Origin of the sequence: Rhodovulum sp. ES.010, from assembly GCF_900142935.1 — a bacterium.
Taxonomy (GTDB): Bacteria; Pseudomonadota; Alphaproteobacteria; order Rhodobacterales; family Rhodobacteraceae; genus Rhodovulum.
Genome location: NZ_FSRS01000001.1, coordinates 2,584,322 through 2,599,533, shown reverse-complemented (window position 1 = coordinate 2,599,533; position 15,212 = coordinate 2,584,322). Strand labels below are relative to the sequence as shown.

General features: G+C 69.0%; 12 protein-coding genes and 1 tRNA gene. 9 read left to right on the top strand and 4 right to left on the bottom strand.

Going from position 1 to position 15,212, the window contains the following annotated elements; translation table 11 throughout:
* Positions 1-11 precede the first annotated feature (11 nt).
* Positions 12-98 (bottom strand) — tRNA-Leu (locus tag BUR28_RS12790).
* Between the two features lie 137 nt (positions 99-235).
* On the opposite strand from BUR28_RS12790, the gene BUR28_RS12785 reads away from it, so the two are divergent.
* Positions 236-1,222 carry a complex I NDUFA9 subunit family protein gene (locus BUR28_RS12785; protein ID WP_074220479.1) on the top strand — a complete coding sequence of 329 codons (987 nt, stop codon included), beginning with the start codon at positions 236-238 and terminating at the stop codon, positions 1,220-1,222.
* On the opposite strand, the gene BUR28_RS12780 is transcribed toward BUR28_RS12785, so the two are convergent.
* Positions 1,219-2,022 (bottom strand): undecaprenyl-diphosphate phosphatase, encoded by an 804-nt coding sequence (locus BUR28_RS12780; RefSeq protein WP_074220478.1) that lies wholly within the window; start codon positions 2,020-2,022, stop codon positions 1,219-1,221. The genes BUR28_RS12785 and BUR28_RS12780 overlap by 4 nt on opposite strands.
* A 229-nt stretch (positions 2,023-2,251) precedes the next feature.
* Between BUR28_RS12780 and BUR28_RS12775 the strand changes: the two genes are divergently transcribed.
* The 8 genes from BUR28_RS12775 (at position 2,252) to BUR28_RS12740 (ending at position 12,931) form a co-directional block, all read left to right on the top strand.
* On the top strand, positions 2,252-3,685 hold the full coding sequence (locus tag BUR28_RS12775; protein WP_074220477.1) for an NAD(P)-dependent oxidoreductase: 1,434 nt from the start codon (positions 2,252-2,254) through the stop codon (positions 3,683-3,685).
* Between the two features lie 181 nt (positions 3,686-3,866).
* A complete protein-coding gene (locus BUR28_RS12770; protein WP_254813745.1) occupies positions 3,867-4,253 on the top strand; it encodes a GFA family protein in 387 nt (128 codons plus the stop codon).
* Positions 4,250-4,702, top strand: coding sequence for a GFA family protein (locus BUR28_RS12765; RefSeq protein WP_074220475.1), 453 nt, complete (start codon positions 4,250-4,252; stop codon positions 4,700-4,702). The genes BUR28_RS12770 and BUR28_RS12765 overlap by 4 nt, the downstream gene beginning before the upstream one ends.
* The gene (gene gltB, locus BUR28_RS12760; RefSeq protein WP_074220474.1) at positions 4,699-9,237 is read left to right on the top strand and encodes a glutamate synthase large subunit; all 4,539 of its coding nucleotides are present in this window, start codon (positions 4,699-4,701) and stop codon (positions 9,235-9,237) included. The genes BUR28_RS12765 and gltB overlap by 4 nt, the downstream gene beginning before the upstream one ends.
* A 118-nt stretch (positions 9,238-9,355) precedes the next feature.
* Positions 9,356-10,111 carry a monofunctional biosynthetic peptidoglycan transglycosylase gene (gene mtgA / locus BUR28_RS12755; RefSeq protein WP_074220473.1) on the top strand — a complete coding sequence of 252 codons (756 nt, stop codon included), beginning with the start codon at positions 9,356-9,358 and terminating at the stop codon, positions 10,109-10,111.
* Positions 10,112-10,160: 49 nt separating this feature from the next.
* Positions 10,161-10,826 (top strand): FtsZ-binding protein FzlA, encoded by a 666-nt coding sequence (locus BUR28_RS12750; RefSeq protein ID WP_074220472.1) that lies wholly within the window; start codon positions 10,161-10,163, stop codon positions 10,824-10,826.
* Complete coding sequence (gene queG / locus BUR28_RS12745; protein ID WP_256370885.1) at positions 10,823-11,863, top strand: tRNA epoxyqueuosine(34) reductase QueG; 1,041 nt, start codon at positions 10,823-10,825, stop codon at positions 11,861-11,863. The genes BUR28_RS12750 and queG overlap by 4 nt, the downstream gene beginning before the upstream one ends.
* A gap of 144 nt (positions 11,864-12,007) precedes the next feature.
* Positions 12,008-12,931, top strand: a complete 924-nt coding sequence (locus tag BUR28_RS12740; protein ID WP_074220471.1) for a DMT family transporter — start codon at positions 12,008-12,010, stop codon at positions 12,929-12,931.
* On the opposite strand, the gene BUR28_RS12735 is transcribed toward BUR28_RS12740, so the two are convergent.
* A complete protein-coding gene (locus BUR28_RS12735; protein ID WP_083626634.1) occupies positions 12,928-14,394 on the bottom strand; it encodes a citrate lyase subunit alpha in 1,467 nt (488 codons plus the stop codon). The two genes, BUR28_RS12740 and BUR28_RS12735, sit on opposite strands and share 4 nt — an antisense overlap.
* Before the next feature lie 136 nt (positions 14,395-14,530).
* Positions 14,531-15,157: a VPLPA-CTERM sorting domain-containing protein gene (locus BUR28_RS12730; RefSeq protein WP_083626632.1), complete on the bottom strand. Its 627-nt coding sequence runs from the start codon at positions 15,155-15,157 to the stop codon at positions 14,531-14,533.
* Positions 15,158-15,212: the final 55 nt, after the last annotated feature.

The following is a 15,212-nucleotide window of genomic DNA, read 5'->3' as shown; positions in this document are numbered from 1 at the left end:
AGCTGAGGGGTTGGTGCCCAGGAGAGGACTCGAACCTCCACGTCCATACGGACACTAGCACCTGAAGCTAGCGCGTCTACCAATTCCGCCACCTGGGCAGGTGTCGTGAGGCGGTCACTTACAGAGCGCCGGAGGGGGAGTCAACGCCGATTTGCAGGGGCCGGGCCGATGTCTTGCAGGGGGGGGATGCGCCCTATATTGCGGGACAAGGCGCAATTCGCGAGGGAGGCAGCTCATGACCGGACTGGTCACGATCTTCGGAGGCTCGGGCTTCGTGGGCCGTTATGTGGCGCGGCGCATGGCCGAGGCCGGGTGGCGGGTGCGCGTCGCCGTGCGGCGGCCGAACGAGGCGATCTTCGTGCGCACCTACGGGGCGGTCGGCCAGTTGGAGCCCGTGCTGTGCAACATCCGCGACCGAGAGTCGGTGGCCTCCGTGCTGCAGGGGGCGGATGCGGCGGTCAACTGCGTGGGCATCCTCAACGAGGTGGGGCGCAACACCTTCGGCCTTGTCCAGCACTACGGCGCGCTGCACGTGGCCGAGGAGGCCGCGAAGGCCGGGGTCCAGCGTCTTGTGCATGTCTCGGCGATCGGTGCGGACGCCAGGTCGAAAAGCACCTATGCGCAGACCAAGGCACAGGGCGAGGAGGCCGTGCGAACGCATTTCCCCAATGCCGTCATCCTGCGCCCCTCGGTGATCTTCGGACCCGAGGACCAGTTCTTCAACCGCTTCGCCTCGATGGCCCGGTTCTCGCCGGTGCTGCCGGTGACGGGTGGGGGCACCCGGTTTCAGCCGGTCTACGTGGACGATGTCGCCAAGGCCGCGATGCTGGGCGTGACCGGGCAGGCAGAGCCCGGCATCTACGAACTGGGTGGGCCCGAGGTGCGGACGTTCTCCGAACTCATGGAAGAAATGCTCGAGGTGATCGCGCGGCCGAACCGGATCGTGCTGAACCTGCCGCTCTTCCTGTCCGCCGCGATGGGCACCTTCTTCGACCTGCTGCAGCGGCTGTCGTTGGAGCTGTTCAAGAATTCCATGCTCACGCGCGACCAGGTGGCGAATCTGGCCGTCGACAACGTGGTGGCCGCCGACGCCCGCGGCTTCGCCGATCTCGGGATCGACCCGGTGGCGATGGAAGCGGTGATTCCGGAATATCTCTGGCGCTATCGCCCGTCCGGCCAGTTTTACGAAATCCGGGAATCGGCCAAGCGTATGCGCTCTTAGCCGTAGGCGATCGCCAAGAGGGTGATGCCGAGGATCACCCGGTAGATCACGTAGGGCGTGAAGCTGATCGAGCGGGCGAGCCGCATCATCACCGCCAGCGCGATCAGCGCCGAGACGAAGGCGAAGCCGGCGGCGATCGCGCCGTCGCGCGCCATGGCAAGGTCCGCCTCCAGGATCACCTCGCCGCCCAGAAGCAGCCCCGAGGCCAGGATGGTGGGAATCGACATCAGCATGGCCAGCCTTGCGGCGTCGGGCCGCGCATAGCCAAGCGCCCGCGCGCCGGTGATGGTGATGCCCGAGCGCGAGGTGCCGGGGATCAGGGCGATCGCCTGCCACATCCCCATGATCGCGGCGTGCTTCAGCGTCCAGCCCGGGGCCTTGCGGGTCTGGGGCGCGCGGGTGTCGACCCACCACAGCACGAGGCCGAAGGCGAGCATCGTCCAGCCGATCACGGCGATGTTGCGCATCGCCTCGTCCAGCCCGGTGAGTTCGATGATCAGGCCCAGAACCACCACCGGGAGGGTCGCCACGACAAGGCAGAGCGCGAGAAAGGCCCCCGGCGTGTCGATCTGGCCCTTCATCAGGCGGCCGAGCCCCCCTAGAGCCAGCATTGCGTCCTTGCGGAAGTAGAGGATCACGGCGCCGAGGGTGCCGACATGCACGGCGACGTCGATCACCTGGCCCTGATCGTCGAGCCCCGTGAGTTGCGGCAACAGAATCAGGTGCCCCGACGAGGAAATCGGCAGGAACTCGGTGATCCCCTGGATCACGGCGATCAGCAGAAGGTTGTAGAGTTCCATGCCGGGCAGCTTCCTCAACGCGACGCCTGTAGCATAGGCGGTTGATTTGGAGAGGAAAGGCGGCATTTAGGTCATAAATACTGCCCAGAAATCCGCGATTCGAAGCGCGCAAAATAACGGCCGCGTGAGATGAACTCCTTTTATGTCAGTGGTTGTGACTTTTAATTCGCGGACAAGCTGCGTATAGAAGCGGCTCGAAGCGCCCGGAATCCGTGTCGGAGGAGTTCCCATGTCGAAGCGTCAGATGCTTCAGTTCGTCAGCGTCGCCAAGGAAATGCCTGCCAAGCGGGCCGCCGACACGCGCGCCCACGACTTTCACGAGATCTACGGCGAATACGCCGCCGAGAAGGCCGCCGAGCAGGCCGCGCGCTGCAGCCAGTGCGGCGTGCCCTACTGCCAGACCCATTGCCCGCTGCACAACAACATCCCCGACTGGCTGCGCCTGACCGCCGAGGGCCGGCTGCGGGAGGCCTACGAGATCAGCCAGGCCACGAACACCTTTCCCGAGATCTGCGGCCGCATCTGCCCGCAGGACCGGCTGTGCGAAGGCAATTGCGTGATCGAACAGTCGGGCCACGGCACCGTCACCATCGGCGCGGTCGAGAAATACATCACCGACACCGCCTGGGAAGAGGGCTGGGTCCAGCCGATCCGGCCGGCCGAGGACCGGCCCGAAAGCGTGGGAATCATCGGCGCGGGGCCCGGCGGGCTTGCCGCCGCCGACCGGCTGCGCCGGGCGGGGCTGCAGGTCACCGTCTATGACCGCTACGACCGCGCGGGCGGGCTGATGACCTATGGCATTCCCGGCTTCAAGCTTGAGAAAGAGGTCGTGATGCGCCGCAACACCCAGCTCGAAGAGGGCGGGGTGGAGTTCGTTCTGAACTGCAACGTGGGCGAGGATATCGGCTTCGACGACCTGCGCGCCAAGCACGACGCGGTGCTGATCGCCACGGGTGTCTACAAGTCGCGCGACCTGCAGGCGCCGGGCGTCGGCGTGCCGGGCATCGTGCGCGCCATCGACTACCTGACCGCGTCCAACCGCGTGGGCTTCGGCGACAGCGTGCCGGAATACGACAGCGGCGAGTTGAACGCGCAGGGCAAGCGCGTCGTGGTGATCGGCGGCGGCGACACGGCCATGGACTGCGTGCGGACCGCCGTGCGGCAGGGCGCGGAGAGCGTGAAATGCCTCTATCGCCGCGACCGGGCCAACATGCCGGGCAGCCAGCGCGAGGTGCAGAACGCCGAGGAGGAAGGCGTTGAATTCGTGTGGCTTTCGGCGCCCAAGGGCTTTGCCGGCGACCCGGTGGAATCGGTCATGGTGCAGAAGATGCGCCTGGGCCCGCCGGATGCCACCGGGCGCCAGACCCCCGAGGTGATCGAGGGCGCCGATTACGTCGAACCCGCCGATCTGGTCATCAAGGCGCTGGGCTTCGAAGCCGAGGACCTGCCGACGCTGTGGGGCGAGACCGCGCTGGAAGTCACCCGCTGGGGCACGGTCAAGGCCGATTTCCGCAGCCACGAGACCAGCCTGCCGGGCGTGTTCGCGGTGGGCGATATCGTGCGCGGCGCGAGCCTGGTGGTCTGGGCGATCCGCGACGGGCGCGAGGCGGCCGACAGCATTCTCGACTACCTCGCCCAGCCCGCGCAGGTGGCCGCGGAGTGACGCGGAGCCGGTCGCCTGCACGGAAAAGCGGCAATCGGACTTTCATCGGAATTCCGTCGGACTTCCATCGGACTTTTGTCGGACCGCCGCCCGCAGATGAGACAGCGATACTGACCCGCAATCTTGAGGAAAGATGAACGCGCAAACCGCCACGATCGACGGACAATGCCTCTGCGGAGGGGTGCGGATCGACGCCGCGCCCCGGTCGGCAGCGGTTTCCGCATGCCATTGTGCGGCCTGCCGTCGCTGGACCGGCGCGGCGATGTGGGTCGTGACGGCGGCCGCCGAGGATGTCCGCGTCACCGGCGAGGTCGCGGCCTTCCGGTCGTCACCTTTCGCCGAGCGCGCGTTCTGTCCGGTCTGCGGCACGCATCTGTGGATCCGGGACGACGGCGGAGATTACGACCTGATGCCGGGCCTGTTCGACGCTGCGGCCGGTTTTGCGCTGGACCGAGAGGTTTATGCCGAACGGGCCCTTGCCTGCGTCCGGCTGCAGGGATCGCATGCGCGGGTGAGCCAGGCCGCGTACGAGGCGTGCCACCGCTTTGTCGAGGGAGCGAACGAATGACCGGAGCATCACGTCAGGGCGGCTGCCTGTGCGGGGCGGTGCGCTATCGGCTGACAGAGACGCCCGAGGGCTATGGCGCCTGCCATTGCGGCATGTGCCGCCGCTGGACCGGGGCGCTGGCCTTCGCGATCGACGTCGCCCCCGGCGGCATCGCCTGGGAGGGCGCGGAGAACATCCGCACCTACGCCTCGTCCGACTGGGCCGAGCGCGGCTTTTGCGGGGTCTGCGGCGCCAACCTGTTCTGGCGGATGACCGCGCCGGGGCCGATGCAGGGCATGACGGCGGTCATGGCCGGCACGCTGGACAGCCTCGAGGGGCTGGAGATGACCCAAGAGATCTATATCGACGCCAAACCGTCCGGCCATGCCTTTGCCGGCGACCATCAGAGACTGACCGAAGCCGAAACGCTCGCGCTTTACGGAGTCACGGATCAAGGAGAGACGTCATGACCAAGTACGACGCCGCCTGGGTGGCCCGCGAGGAAGCCAAGCGTGCCTGCATGGCCGAGACCGGCCTGTACCGCCCCGATGACGAGCATGCCTCCTGCGGGGTCGGCCTGGTCGTCGCGATCGACGGCAAGCCGTCGCGCAAGGTGGTCGAGAACGGGATCGACGCGCTCAAGGCGGTCTGGCACCGCGGCGCGGTGGATGCCGACGGCAAGACCGGTGATGGCGCGGGCATCCATGTGCAGATCCCGGTGCCGTTCTTCTACGACCAGATCCGCCGCACCGGGCACGAACCGCATCCCGAGCGGCTGATCGCGGTCGGCCAGGTGTTCCTGCCGCGGACCGATTTCGCCGCGCAGGAGGTCTGCCGGACCATCGTGGAGACCGAGGTCCTGCGGATGGGCTATTACATCTACGGCTGGCGCCACGTGCCGGTGAATACCGAGGTGCTGGGCGAGAAGGCCAACGCGACGCGCCCCGAGATCGAGCAGATCCTGATCTCGAATTCCAAGGGCGTGGACGAGGACACCTTCGAGCGCGAGCTTTACGTGATCCGCCGCCGGATCGAGAAGGCCGCGGCCGCCGCGCAGGTGCCGACGCTCTATCTGTGTTCGCTGTCCTGCCGCAGCGTGATCTACAAGGGCATGATGCTGGCCGAGCAGGTGGCTGAGTTCTATCCCGACCTGCAGGACGAACGCTTCGCGTCGGCCTTCGCCATCTACCACCAGCGCTATTCCACCAACACCTTCCCGCAATGGTGGCTGGCGCAACCCTTCCGCATGCTCGCCCATAACGGCGAGATCAACACGCTGAAGGGCAACCTGAACTGGCTGAAGAGCCATGAAATCCGCATGGCGTCCTCGGCCTTCGGGGACCTGGCCGAGGATATCAAGCCGATCGTGGCGCAGGGCTCGTCCGACTCCGCGGCGCTGGATTCGGTGTTCGAGGTGCTGGTGCGGGCGGGCCGCAACGCGCCGATGGCCAAGACGATGCTGGTGCCCGAGGCCTGGTCGAACCAGGCGGTGGAGCTGCCCGAAAGCTGGCGCAGCATGTATGCCTATGTGAACTCGGTGATGGAGCCCTGGGACGGCCCCGCCGCGCTGGCGATGACCGATGGGCGCTGGGTCTGCGGGGGGCTCGACCGCAACGGGCTGCGGCCGATGCGCTATGTGGTGACCGGCGACGGGCTGCTGGTGGCCGGGTCGGAAATCGGGATGGTGCCGACCGACGAGGCGATCGCGCGCGAGAAGGGCGCGCTGGGTCCGGGGCAGATGATCGCCGTGGATATGAAGGAGGGCAAGCTCTACCACGACGGCGAGCTCAAGGACATGCTGGCCGCGAGCCAGCCCTTCGGCAACTGGCTGGAGAAGGTGCACGAGCTTGACGCCTCGCTGTCCAGCGCCGAGGAGGCGCCGCTGTTCCAGGGCGGCGAGCTGCGCAAGCGGCAGATCGCGGCGGGCTTCTCGGTCGAGGAGGTCGAGACGATCCTGATGCCGATGGCCGAGGACGGCAAGGAGGCCATCGCGTCGATGGGCGACGACACGCCCAGCGCGGTGCTGTCCGAGAAGTATCGCCCGCTCAGCCACTTCTTCCGGCAGAATTTCAGCCAGGTGACGAACCCGCCGATCGATAGTTTGCGCGAATACCGGGTGATGAGCCTGAAGACGCGGTTCGGCAACCTGCGCAACGTGCTGGACGAGGACGGCAGCCAGACCCGGATCATCATCCTGGAAAGCCCGTTCCTGGGCAACGCGCAGTTCCAGGCGCTGGTCGACCAGTTCGTCGTCCCGATGACCGAGATCGACTGCACCTTCCCGGCGGGCGCGGGGCCGGATGCGCTGCGCGACGCGCTGCACCGGATCCGGGCCGAGGCGGAGGATGCCGTGCGCTCGGGCGCGGGGCACCTGGTGCTGACCGACCAGCACCAGAACGAGGCCAAGGTGCCGATGCCGATGATCCTTGCGACCAGCGCCGTGCATAGCTGGCTGACGCGCAAGGGGCTGCGGACCTTCACCTCGCTCAACGTGCGCTCGGCGGAATGCATCGACCCGCATTACTTCGCGGTGCTGGTGGGCTGCGGGGCGACGACGGTCAACGCCTACCTCGCCGAAGACACGCTGGCCGACCGGATCGAGCGCGGGCTGCTGGACTGTTCGCTGACCGAAGCCGTGGCGCGGTTCCGCAAGGCCACCGACCTGGGCCTTTTGAAGATCATGTCCAAGATGGGCATCTCGGTGATCTCGTCCTATCGCGGCGGGCTCAACTTCGAGGCCGTGGGGCTGAGCCGGGCGCTGTGCGCGGAGTATTTCCCCGGCATGCACAGCCGCATCTCGGGCATCGGCGTGACCGGCATCCAGCGCAAGCTGGAAGAGGTGCACCGGCGCGGCTGGCGCGGGGGGCAGGACGTGCTGCCGATCGGCGGCTTCTACAAGGCGCGGCGCACCGGCGAGACCCACGCCTGGGAAGCCAAGACCATGGCGATCATGCAGAGGGCCTGCGACAACGCCTCCTACGAGATGTGGAAGCAGTTTTCGGCGGCGATGCGGGCGCATCCGCCGATCCACCTGCGCGACCTGCTGGACATCAAGCCCGCGGGCAAGCCGATCCCGATCGAGGAGGTGGAATCGATCACCTCGATCCGCAAGCGGTTCGTCACGCCGGGGATGAGCCTGGGCGCGCTGTCGCCCGAGGCGCACAAGACGCTGAACGTGGCGATGAACCGGATCGGCGCCAAGTCGGACTCGGGCGAGGGCGGCGAGGACCCGGCGCATTTCCACCCCGAGCCGAACGGCGACAATGCCTCGGCCAAGATCAAGCAGGTCGCCTCGGGGCGGTTCGGCGTGACGGCGGAATACCTCAACCACTGCGAGGAACTGGAAATCAAGGTCGCCCAGGGCGCCAAGCCCGGCGAGGGCGGCCAGTTGCCGGGGATGAAGGTCACCGACCTCATCGCGCGGCTGCGCCATTCCACCAAGGGCGTGACGCTGATCTCGCCCCCGCCGCACCACGACATCTACTCGATCGAGGACCTGGCGCAGCTGATCTATGACCTGAAACAGATCAACCCGCGCGCCAAGGTGACGGTCAAGCTGGTGGCCTCTTCCGGCGTCGGCACGATCGCGGCGGGCGTGGCCAAGGCCAAGGCCGACGTGATCCTGATTTCGGGGCATAACGGCGGCACCGGGGCCTCGCCGGCGACCTCGATCAAGTATGCCGGGCTCCCGTGGGAGATGGGCCTGACAGAGGCGCACCAGGTGCTGACCATGAACAACCTGCGCGAGCGGGTGACGCTGAGGACCGACGGGGGCCTGCGCACCGGGCGCGACATCGTCATGGCGGCGATGATGGGGGCCGAGGAATACGGCATCGGCACCGCCGCGCTGATCTCGATGGGCTGCATCATGGTGCGGCAGTGCCAGTCGAACACCTGCCCGGTGGGCGTCTGCACCCAGGACGAACGCCTGCGGGCCAAGTTCACCGGCAATGCCGACAAGGTGGTGAACCTGATCACCTTCTACGCGCAGGAAGTGCGGGAAATCCTCAGCCAGATCGGCGCGCGCAGCCTCGACGAGGTGATCGGGCGCACCGACCTCCTGACCCAGATCAGCCGCGGTTCGGGCCATCTGGACGATCTCGACCTGAACCCGCTGCTGGTGCAGGTCGACGCGTCCGACCGGCCGCAGCTCGACCGCACGCGGGCGCGCACGGCGGTGCCCGACACGCTGGACGCGGAAATCCTGCGCGACGCGGCGCCGTTCTTCGAGGACGGCGAGAAGATGCAGGTGTCCTACGCGGTGCGGAACACCGACCGCACCATCGGCACCCGCGCCTCCAGCCACATCGTCAAGCGGTTCGGGATGCGCAACAAGCTGCAGCCCGACCACCTGACGGTGAAGCTGGCGGGCAGCGCGGGGCAGTCCCTGGGCGCGTTCGGCGCGCCGGGGTTGAAGATCGTCGTCGCGGGCGACGCCAACGACTATGTCGGCAAGGGGCTGTCGGGGGCGACCATCGTGGTGCGCCCGCCGCTGTCCTCGACCCTGGAGGCGTCGGACAACACGATCATCGGCAACACGGTGCTTTACGGCGCGACGGCCGGGCATCTCTTCGCGCTGGGCCGGGCGGGCGAACGCTTCGCCGTGCGGAACTCGGGGGCGAAGGTCGTGGTCGAGGGCTGCGGCTCGAACGGCTGCGAGTACATGACCGGCGGCATCGCGGTGATCCTGGGGTCGATCGGGGCCAATTTCGGCGCGGGCATGACCGGCGGCATGGCCTATCTCTACGACCCGGAGGGCGAGGCGACCGACCGGATGAACATGGAAACGCTGGTGACCTGCGGCGTGACCGTGAAGCACTGGGAGGCGGAGCTGAAGGGCCTGATCGCGCGCCACGCCGAAGAGACCGGCAGCCGCAAGGCCCGCGACATCCTCGACCACTGGGAGCTGGAGAAGGGCAACTTCCTGCAGGTCTGCCCCAGGGAGATGCTGCCGCATCTGAGCCACCCCCTCGGCATCGAGGAACGCGCGGTTCCGGCGGAATAGAGCCTGTTTGCCGGCGAGCCGAACCGACCCCCGCGGTGCCCGCCGCGGGGGTTTTTCGTTGCGCCGGGGCCGCGCGCGGCGATGGTCAAGGGCCGCGCGCTGGGGTATCAGGCGGGCCATGGCACGGAGCAGCACGAAACGAAAGAAGGCCCCCGCGAAGGGCGCGCGCACGCGCAAGACGGCGGCGGCCAAGGAGCGCGCGCCCCTGCGCGTGCGGCTGCGGCGCGGGCTGCGCCGGGGCGCGCTGGCCGCGCTGGCCCTGGCCGGGGCGCTGATCGTCGCCCCCTCGGTCGTGAACCCGCCCATCACCTACACCATCTGGTCCGAGGCGCGCCGGCTGGGCGGGGTCGAGCGCCACTGGGTGCCGATCGCGGACATCGCGCCCGAGATGCGGCGCGCCACGGTGGCCGCCGAGGACGCGAATTTCTGCCTGCACTGGGGCTTCGACATACCGGCGATCCGCGGCGCGCTGGCCGAGGGCGCGCGCTACGGCGCCTCGACGATCAGCCAGCAGACGGTGAAGAACGTCTATCTCTGGCAGGGCCGGAGCTGGACCCGCAAGGCGCTGGAGGCGGTGATCACGCCGCTGGTGGAACTGACCTGGTCCAAGCGGCGCATCCTGGAGGTCTATCTGAACGTCGCCGAGTTCGGCGAGGGCGTGTTCGGTATCGATGCCGCCGCGCGGCACTATTTCGGCGTGCCGCCCGCCGCGCTGTCGGCCACGCAGGCGGCCGCGCTGGCGGCCGTGCTTCCCGACCCCAAGGCCCGCACCCCCGCGCGGCTGAGCCCCGCGCTGCAACGCCGCGCGGCGCAGATCCGCGAGGGCGCGGCGACGATTCGCGCCGACGGGCGCGACGACTGCTTCGAGAGTTGAAAAACGCCGCCCGGCGCGGCATCACGGACCGAACCCCGGAGATCATGTCATGAACCGCCTCTACCACGTCGCGCTGTCGCCCTTCTGCCGCAAGGTGCGGCTGGTGCTGGCCGAAAAGCGGATCGAGGTCGAGCTGATCGAGGAACGCTACTGGGAGCGCGACGCCGACTTCCTGCGCCGCAACCCCGCCGGCAAGGTGCCGGTGCTGCGGATGGACGGCCGGACCCTCGCCGAAAGCCAGGCGATCTGCGAATATCTCGACGAGGCCCACCCCGAACCGCCGCTGTTGCCCGGCGGCCCGGCCGAGCGCGCCGAGGCGCGGCGGCTCTGCTTCTGGTTCGACGACAAGTTCCACCACGAGGTCACCGCGCGGCTGATCTACGAGAAGGTGAACAAGAAGATCACCGGCGAGGGCTATCCCGACAGCCGGGCGGTCAAGGCGGGGCTGCAGGCGATCAAGTATCACCTCGACTACATGGGGTGGCTCCTGGACCAGCGGCGGTGGCTGGCCGGCGACGTGATGACGCTGGCCGATTTCGCGGCGGCCGCGCATCTCTCGGCGCTCGACTACATCTCGGACGTGGACTGGAACCGCAATTCCGCGGTCAAGGACTGGTACGCCAAGATCAAGTCCCGCCCCGCCTTCCGCAACATCCTGGCCGACCAAGTGCCGGGCTTTCCGCCGCCCCGGCACTACGCCAATCTCGACTTTTGACCGAGGCGCTGAAGGATCGCCTGAAGGCGCGCGCCCGTGCGGAAGGCTTCGCCGCGATGGGCGTCTGCCGCCCGGACGCCATCCCCGAGGCCCCCGCCCGGCTGGCCGCATTCGTCGACCGGGGCCGCCACGGCCAGATGGGCTGGATGGCCGAGCGGATGGCCTGGCGCGGCAACCCCGCCGCGCTCTGGCCCGCCGCGCGGTCGGTGGTGATGCTGGCCGAGCCCTATACGCCCGACCATGACCCGCTCGACGTCGTGAAAAGGCGCGACCGCGCGGCGATCTCGGTCTACGCGCAGAACCGCGACTATCACGACGTGGTCAAGAAACGGCTGAAACGGCTGGGCCGCTGGCTGATCGAGCAGGCGCCGGGGGCGGAAATCAAGGTCTTCGTCGACACCGCCCCGGTGATGGAAAAACCGCTGGCCCAGGCCGCCGGGCTGGGCTGGCAGGGCAAGCACACCAACCTCCTGGGCCGCGATCTGGGCAACTGGGTCTTCCTCGGCGCGCTGTTCACCACGGTCGCGTTGCCGCCCGACCCGCCCGAGGCGGACCATTGCGGCAGCTGCACGGCGTGTCTGGACATCTGCCCGACGCGCGCCTTCCCCGCGCCGTTTCAACTCGATGCGCGGCGCTGCATTTCCTACCTGACGATCGAGCACAAGGGGCCGGTGGACGAAGACCTCCGCCCCGGCCTCGGCAACCGCATCTACGGCTGCGACGACTGCCTGGCCGTCTGCCCCTGGAACAAGTTCGCGGCGGCCGCGTCCGAGGCGAGATACGCCGCCCGCCCCGACCTTCTCGCGCCTCCGCTCGCAGAGCTGGCCGGGCTCGACGATGCCGGGTTCCGCGCCCGCTTCTCGGGCTCGCCGATCAAGCGGATCGGGCGCGACCGCTTCGTGCGCAATGTCTGCTACGCCATCGGCAATTCCGGCGACACGGGCCTGATCGGGCCGGTACGGAGACTGATCCACGACCCCGATCCGGCCGTGGCCGATGCCGCGCGCTGGGCGGTCGGGCGCCTCTCCGGCGGCTGACCCCGTCTTCTTCTTGGCGCAAGTACTCCGGGGGTCCGGGGGCGGAGCCCCCGGCGGGTCGCCTTGCGCAGCAAGGCGAAACCCGGACCCTTCCCAATCGGCCGCCGCGGGCGTAGGCAGGGACCGTCCTCCTCCGAGTCTCCCATGAACCCCGCCCGCGCCATCGCCCTGAAACTCGCCTCCGTCGCCCTCTTCGTGGCGATGTCGGCGCTGATCAAGGCGACGGCGGACCATGTGCCGCCGGGCGAGGCGGTGTTCTTCCGCTCCTTCTTCGCGATCCCCGTGATCCTGGCCTGGCTTGCCTGGCAGGGCGCGCTCGCCGACGGGCTGCGCACCCGCAATCCCGTGGGGCATCTCTGGCGCGGGCTGGTGGGCGGCACCGCGATGGGGCTGATGTTCGCCGGCCTCGGCCTGCTGCCGCTGCCCGAGGTCACCGCCATCGGCTATGCCGCGCCGCTCCTGGTGGTGATCTTCGCCGCGATGTTCCTCGGCGAACGGGTGCGGCTCTTCCGGCTCAGCGCGGTGGGGCTGGGGCTCGTCGGGGTCCTGGTCGTGCTCAGCCCGCGCCTGAGCGCCTTCGGCAGCGACGCGATGAACGCGCGCGAGGCGCTGGGCGCGGTGGTGGTGCTGGGGGGCGCGACCTGTGCCGCGCTCGCGCAGGTCTTCGTGCGCAAGCTGGTGGCGACGGAACGCACCTCGGCCATCGTGTTCTGGTTCTCGGTGACGGCCTCGGTTCTGTCGCTCGCCACGGTGCCCTTCGGTTGGGTGGTGCCCTCCGCGCCCGAGGCGGCGATGCTGGTTCTGGCGGGGCTGCTCGGGGGGCTTGCGCAGATCTGCCTGACCTCGGCCTACCGGTTTGCCGAGGCCGCGGTGGTGGCGCCCTTCGACTATGCCTCGATGCTGCTGGCGCTGGCGGTCGGCTATATCGTCTTCGACGAGGCGCCGACGCCGGTGATGCTGGCGGGGGCGAGCCTGGTGATCGCGGCGGGCGTCTTCATCATCTGGCGCGAGCGTCGGCTGGGGCTGGAGCGCGGCCGCGCGCGCAAGGGGATGACGCCGCAGGGCTAGGGCGCAGGGGCGTGGATCACGTCCGTCACCCGCCCGTCGCGATATTCCGAGACGGCGACGACGGGGCCTTTCGGGCCGGAACAGGGTCTGTTTTCGCCGCCCGCGGCCCGCATCAGGTCGGCCATGGCCACGAGCGGCAGGCCCGCGTGCCGCAGGCGGTCCGCCAGCGCCGCGGCGCGGGGGTTCACGGCGATGCCGGCCTCGGTGACGACGACATCGACGGTCGCGCCGGGCGTCGTGACGCAGGCGACGCGCGGCACGATCTTGGGGGTTCCGCGGGCGGTGAGCGCGGTGGTGATCACGGTCAGTTTCGCGCCCGCCGCGGTGTCGGCATGGCCGCCCGAGCCGCCGAGGATCACCCCGTCCGCCCCCAGCGTCACGTTCACGTTGAAGTCGAGATCGACCTCGGCCGCGCCGAGGATCACCGCGTCGAGCCGGTGCGCGACCGGGTCGCGGTGCCGGGGATTGGCGTATGCGCTGGCCGAGATCGCGCGGTGGGCCGCGTCCTCGCGGAACGAGGCGACGGCCGCGAGGTCGAAGCACTGCACGTCGAGAAGCTCGGCGAAGAGGCCGGCGCGGAAGAGATCGACCAGGGTGCCGGTGATGCCCCCCGACGCGAAGCTGCCGGTGACGCCGCGCTCGGCCATGATGTGGCCGAGGTCGCGGGCCGCGGCGAGCGAGATGCCGCCCGCCCCGGTCTGGAAGGAAAAGCCGTCGGTCAGCAGGCCGGATTCGGCGATGACGCGGGCGGCGAGGGTCGCGATCTGCAGCGCCTGCGGTTTCTCGGTGGGCCGCGTGGTGCCCGAGACGATCTGGCCCGCATCGCCGAGGCGCGGGACGGTCACGACCTGGTCGACGCGGCCGCCGGGGATTTCGGGCTCGGTCAGCGGCCTGTCCGACAGGCAGTCGGTGACGGCGATCACGTGGCGCGCGCGGGCGACATCGACCATCGGGTAGCCGAGCGGGCCGCAGGCCGCGGGGCCGTGGGCGCCGGTCAGGTTCCCTTGGGCGTCCGCCATCGGCGCGGCGACGATGGCGAGGTCGATGGGCAACTCGCCCGCCTCGATCGCGCGGGCGCGGCCGCCATGGGTTTGCAGCGCGGCCGGGGTCTGCAGCGCGCCCTCGGCCAGGGCCTGCGCCACGGGACCGGACACATAGGCCGTGGAGAGCCGGGTGACGGTGCCGCGCCGGATGTGATCGGCCAGCGGCGCGTGGACCGGGAAGAGCGACGAGGGCGCGAGGTGAAGGTCTCCGACCCCCAGCGCGGCAATCCGGTCCATCGCCAGGTTCAGGAGCGCGTCGCCGTTCCGCAGGTGGTGGTGAAAGCTGACAGTGGCGCCGTCGCGGAGGCCGGTGGCCCGGAGCGCTGCGGCGAGCGAGGGGGCGCGTTTGTCGGGGGCGGTGTTGGCGGCGCGTTCGGAGATGGGGGGACCGGCCGGCACCGTCCGGGTGTCCTTGGTCATCGGTGGGCCCTGCCCTTCGTTGATCGGGGGCGAGATTAAGCGTCGACCGGGCGAGCGCAAGGGCCGGGCGGTGGGCGCAGGACAAAAGAAAAGGGGCTGCGCCGCGGCGCAGCCCCCTGCCGTGCGATGGGCCCTGTCAGGCCGCCTTGCGGCGGCGACGCAGCGCGGTCATGCCGCCCAGCCCCGTCAGCAGCAGCAGACCCGCCGCCGGACCCGGCACCGGTTCGACCGCGTAGTCTCCGAGGTTCGAGATCAGTTGCGCCTGCGAGATGTTTCCTTCGAAATACCACAACGTCGCCTCGAACACGCCGCTGCCGCCGCCCCAGAGTGCCGACGTGGTATTGTTCGGACCGCGCAGGCCGGTGAACTCGCTGACGGTGCTGCCGTCGATGATCAGGCGGAAACCGTCGTCGGACGTCACGTCGATCCGGTCGCCGTCATCGAGAGCCACCTGGCCGGTCAGGCGGAACACCGATTCCTGGATGAGGGACGGGTCGGTTCCCACGATGGACCCGGCGTCGGCATTCAGGAAAGCGGAGAGCGATCCGATGGACCAGCCGGGACCGTCGCCGTAGTTGATTGCGGTCGACGTGAAGCTTGCCGTGATCGGGTCGGTGCCGCCGTCCACTTGGGCGATTGCCTGGTCGATGCTGGCGATCGTATTGGCCGCGACATCCCAGAACTCGCCGTTCAGAGTGGCCGCAGACGCGCTGCTGGCGGCCATGCAGCCGACGGCGGCTGTTGCCATGAGGTGTTTACGCATATCAGGTCTTCCCCAAATAATAACAATTACCACGGTCAGGGCTTCCCCACCCTCC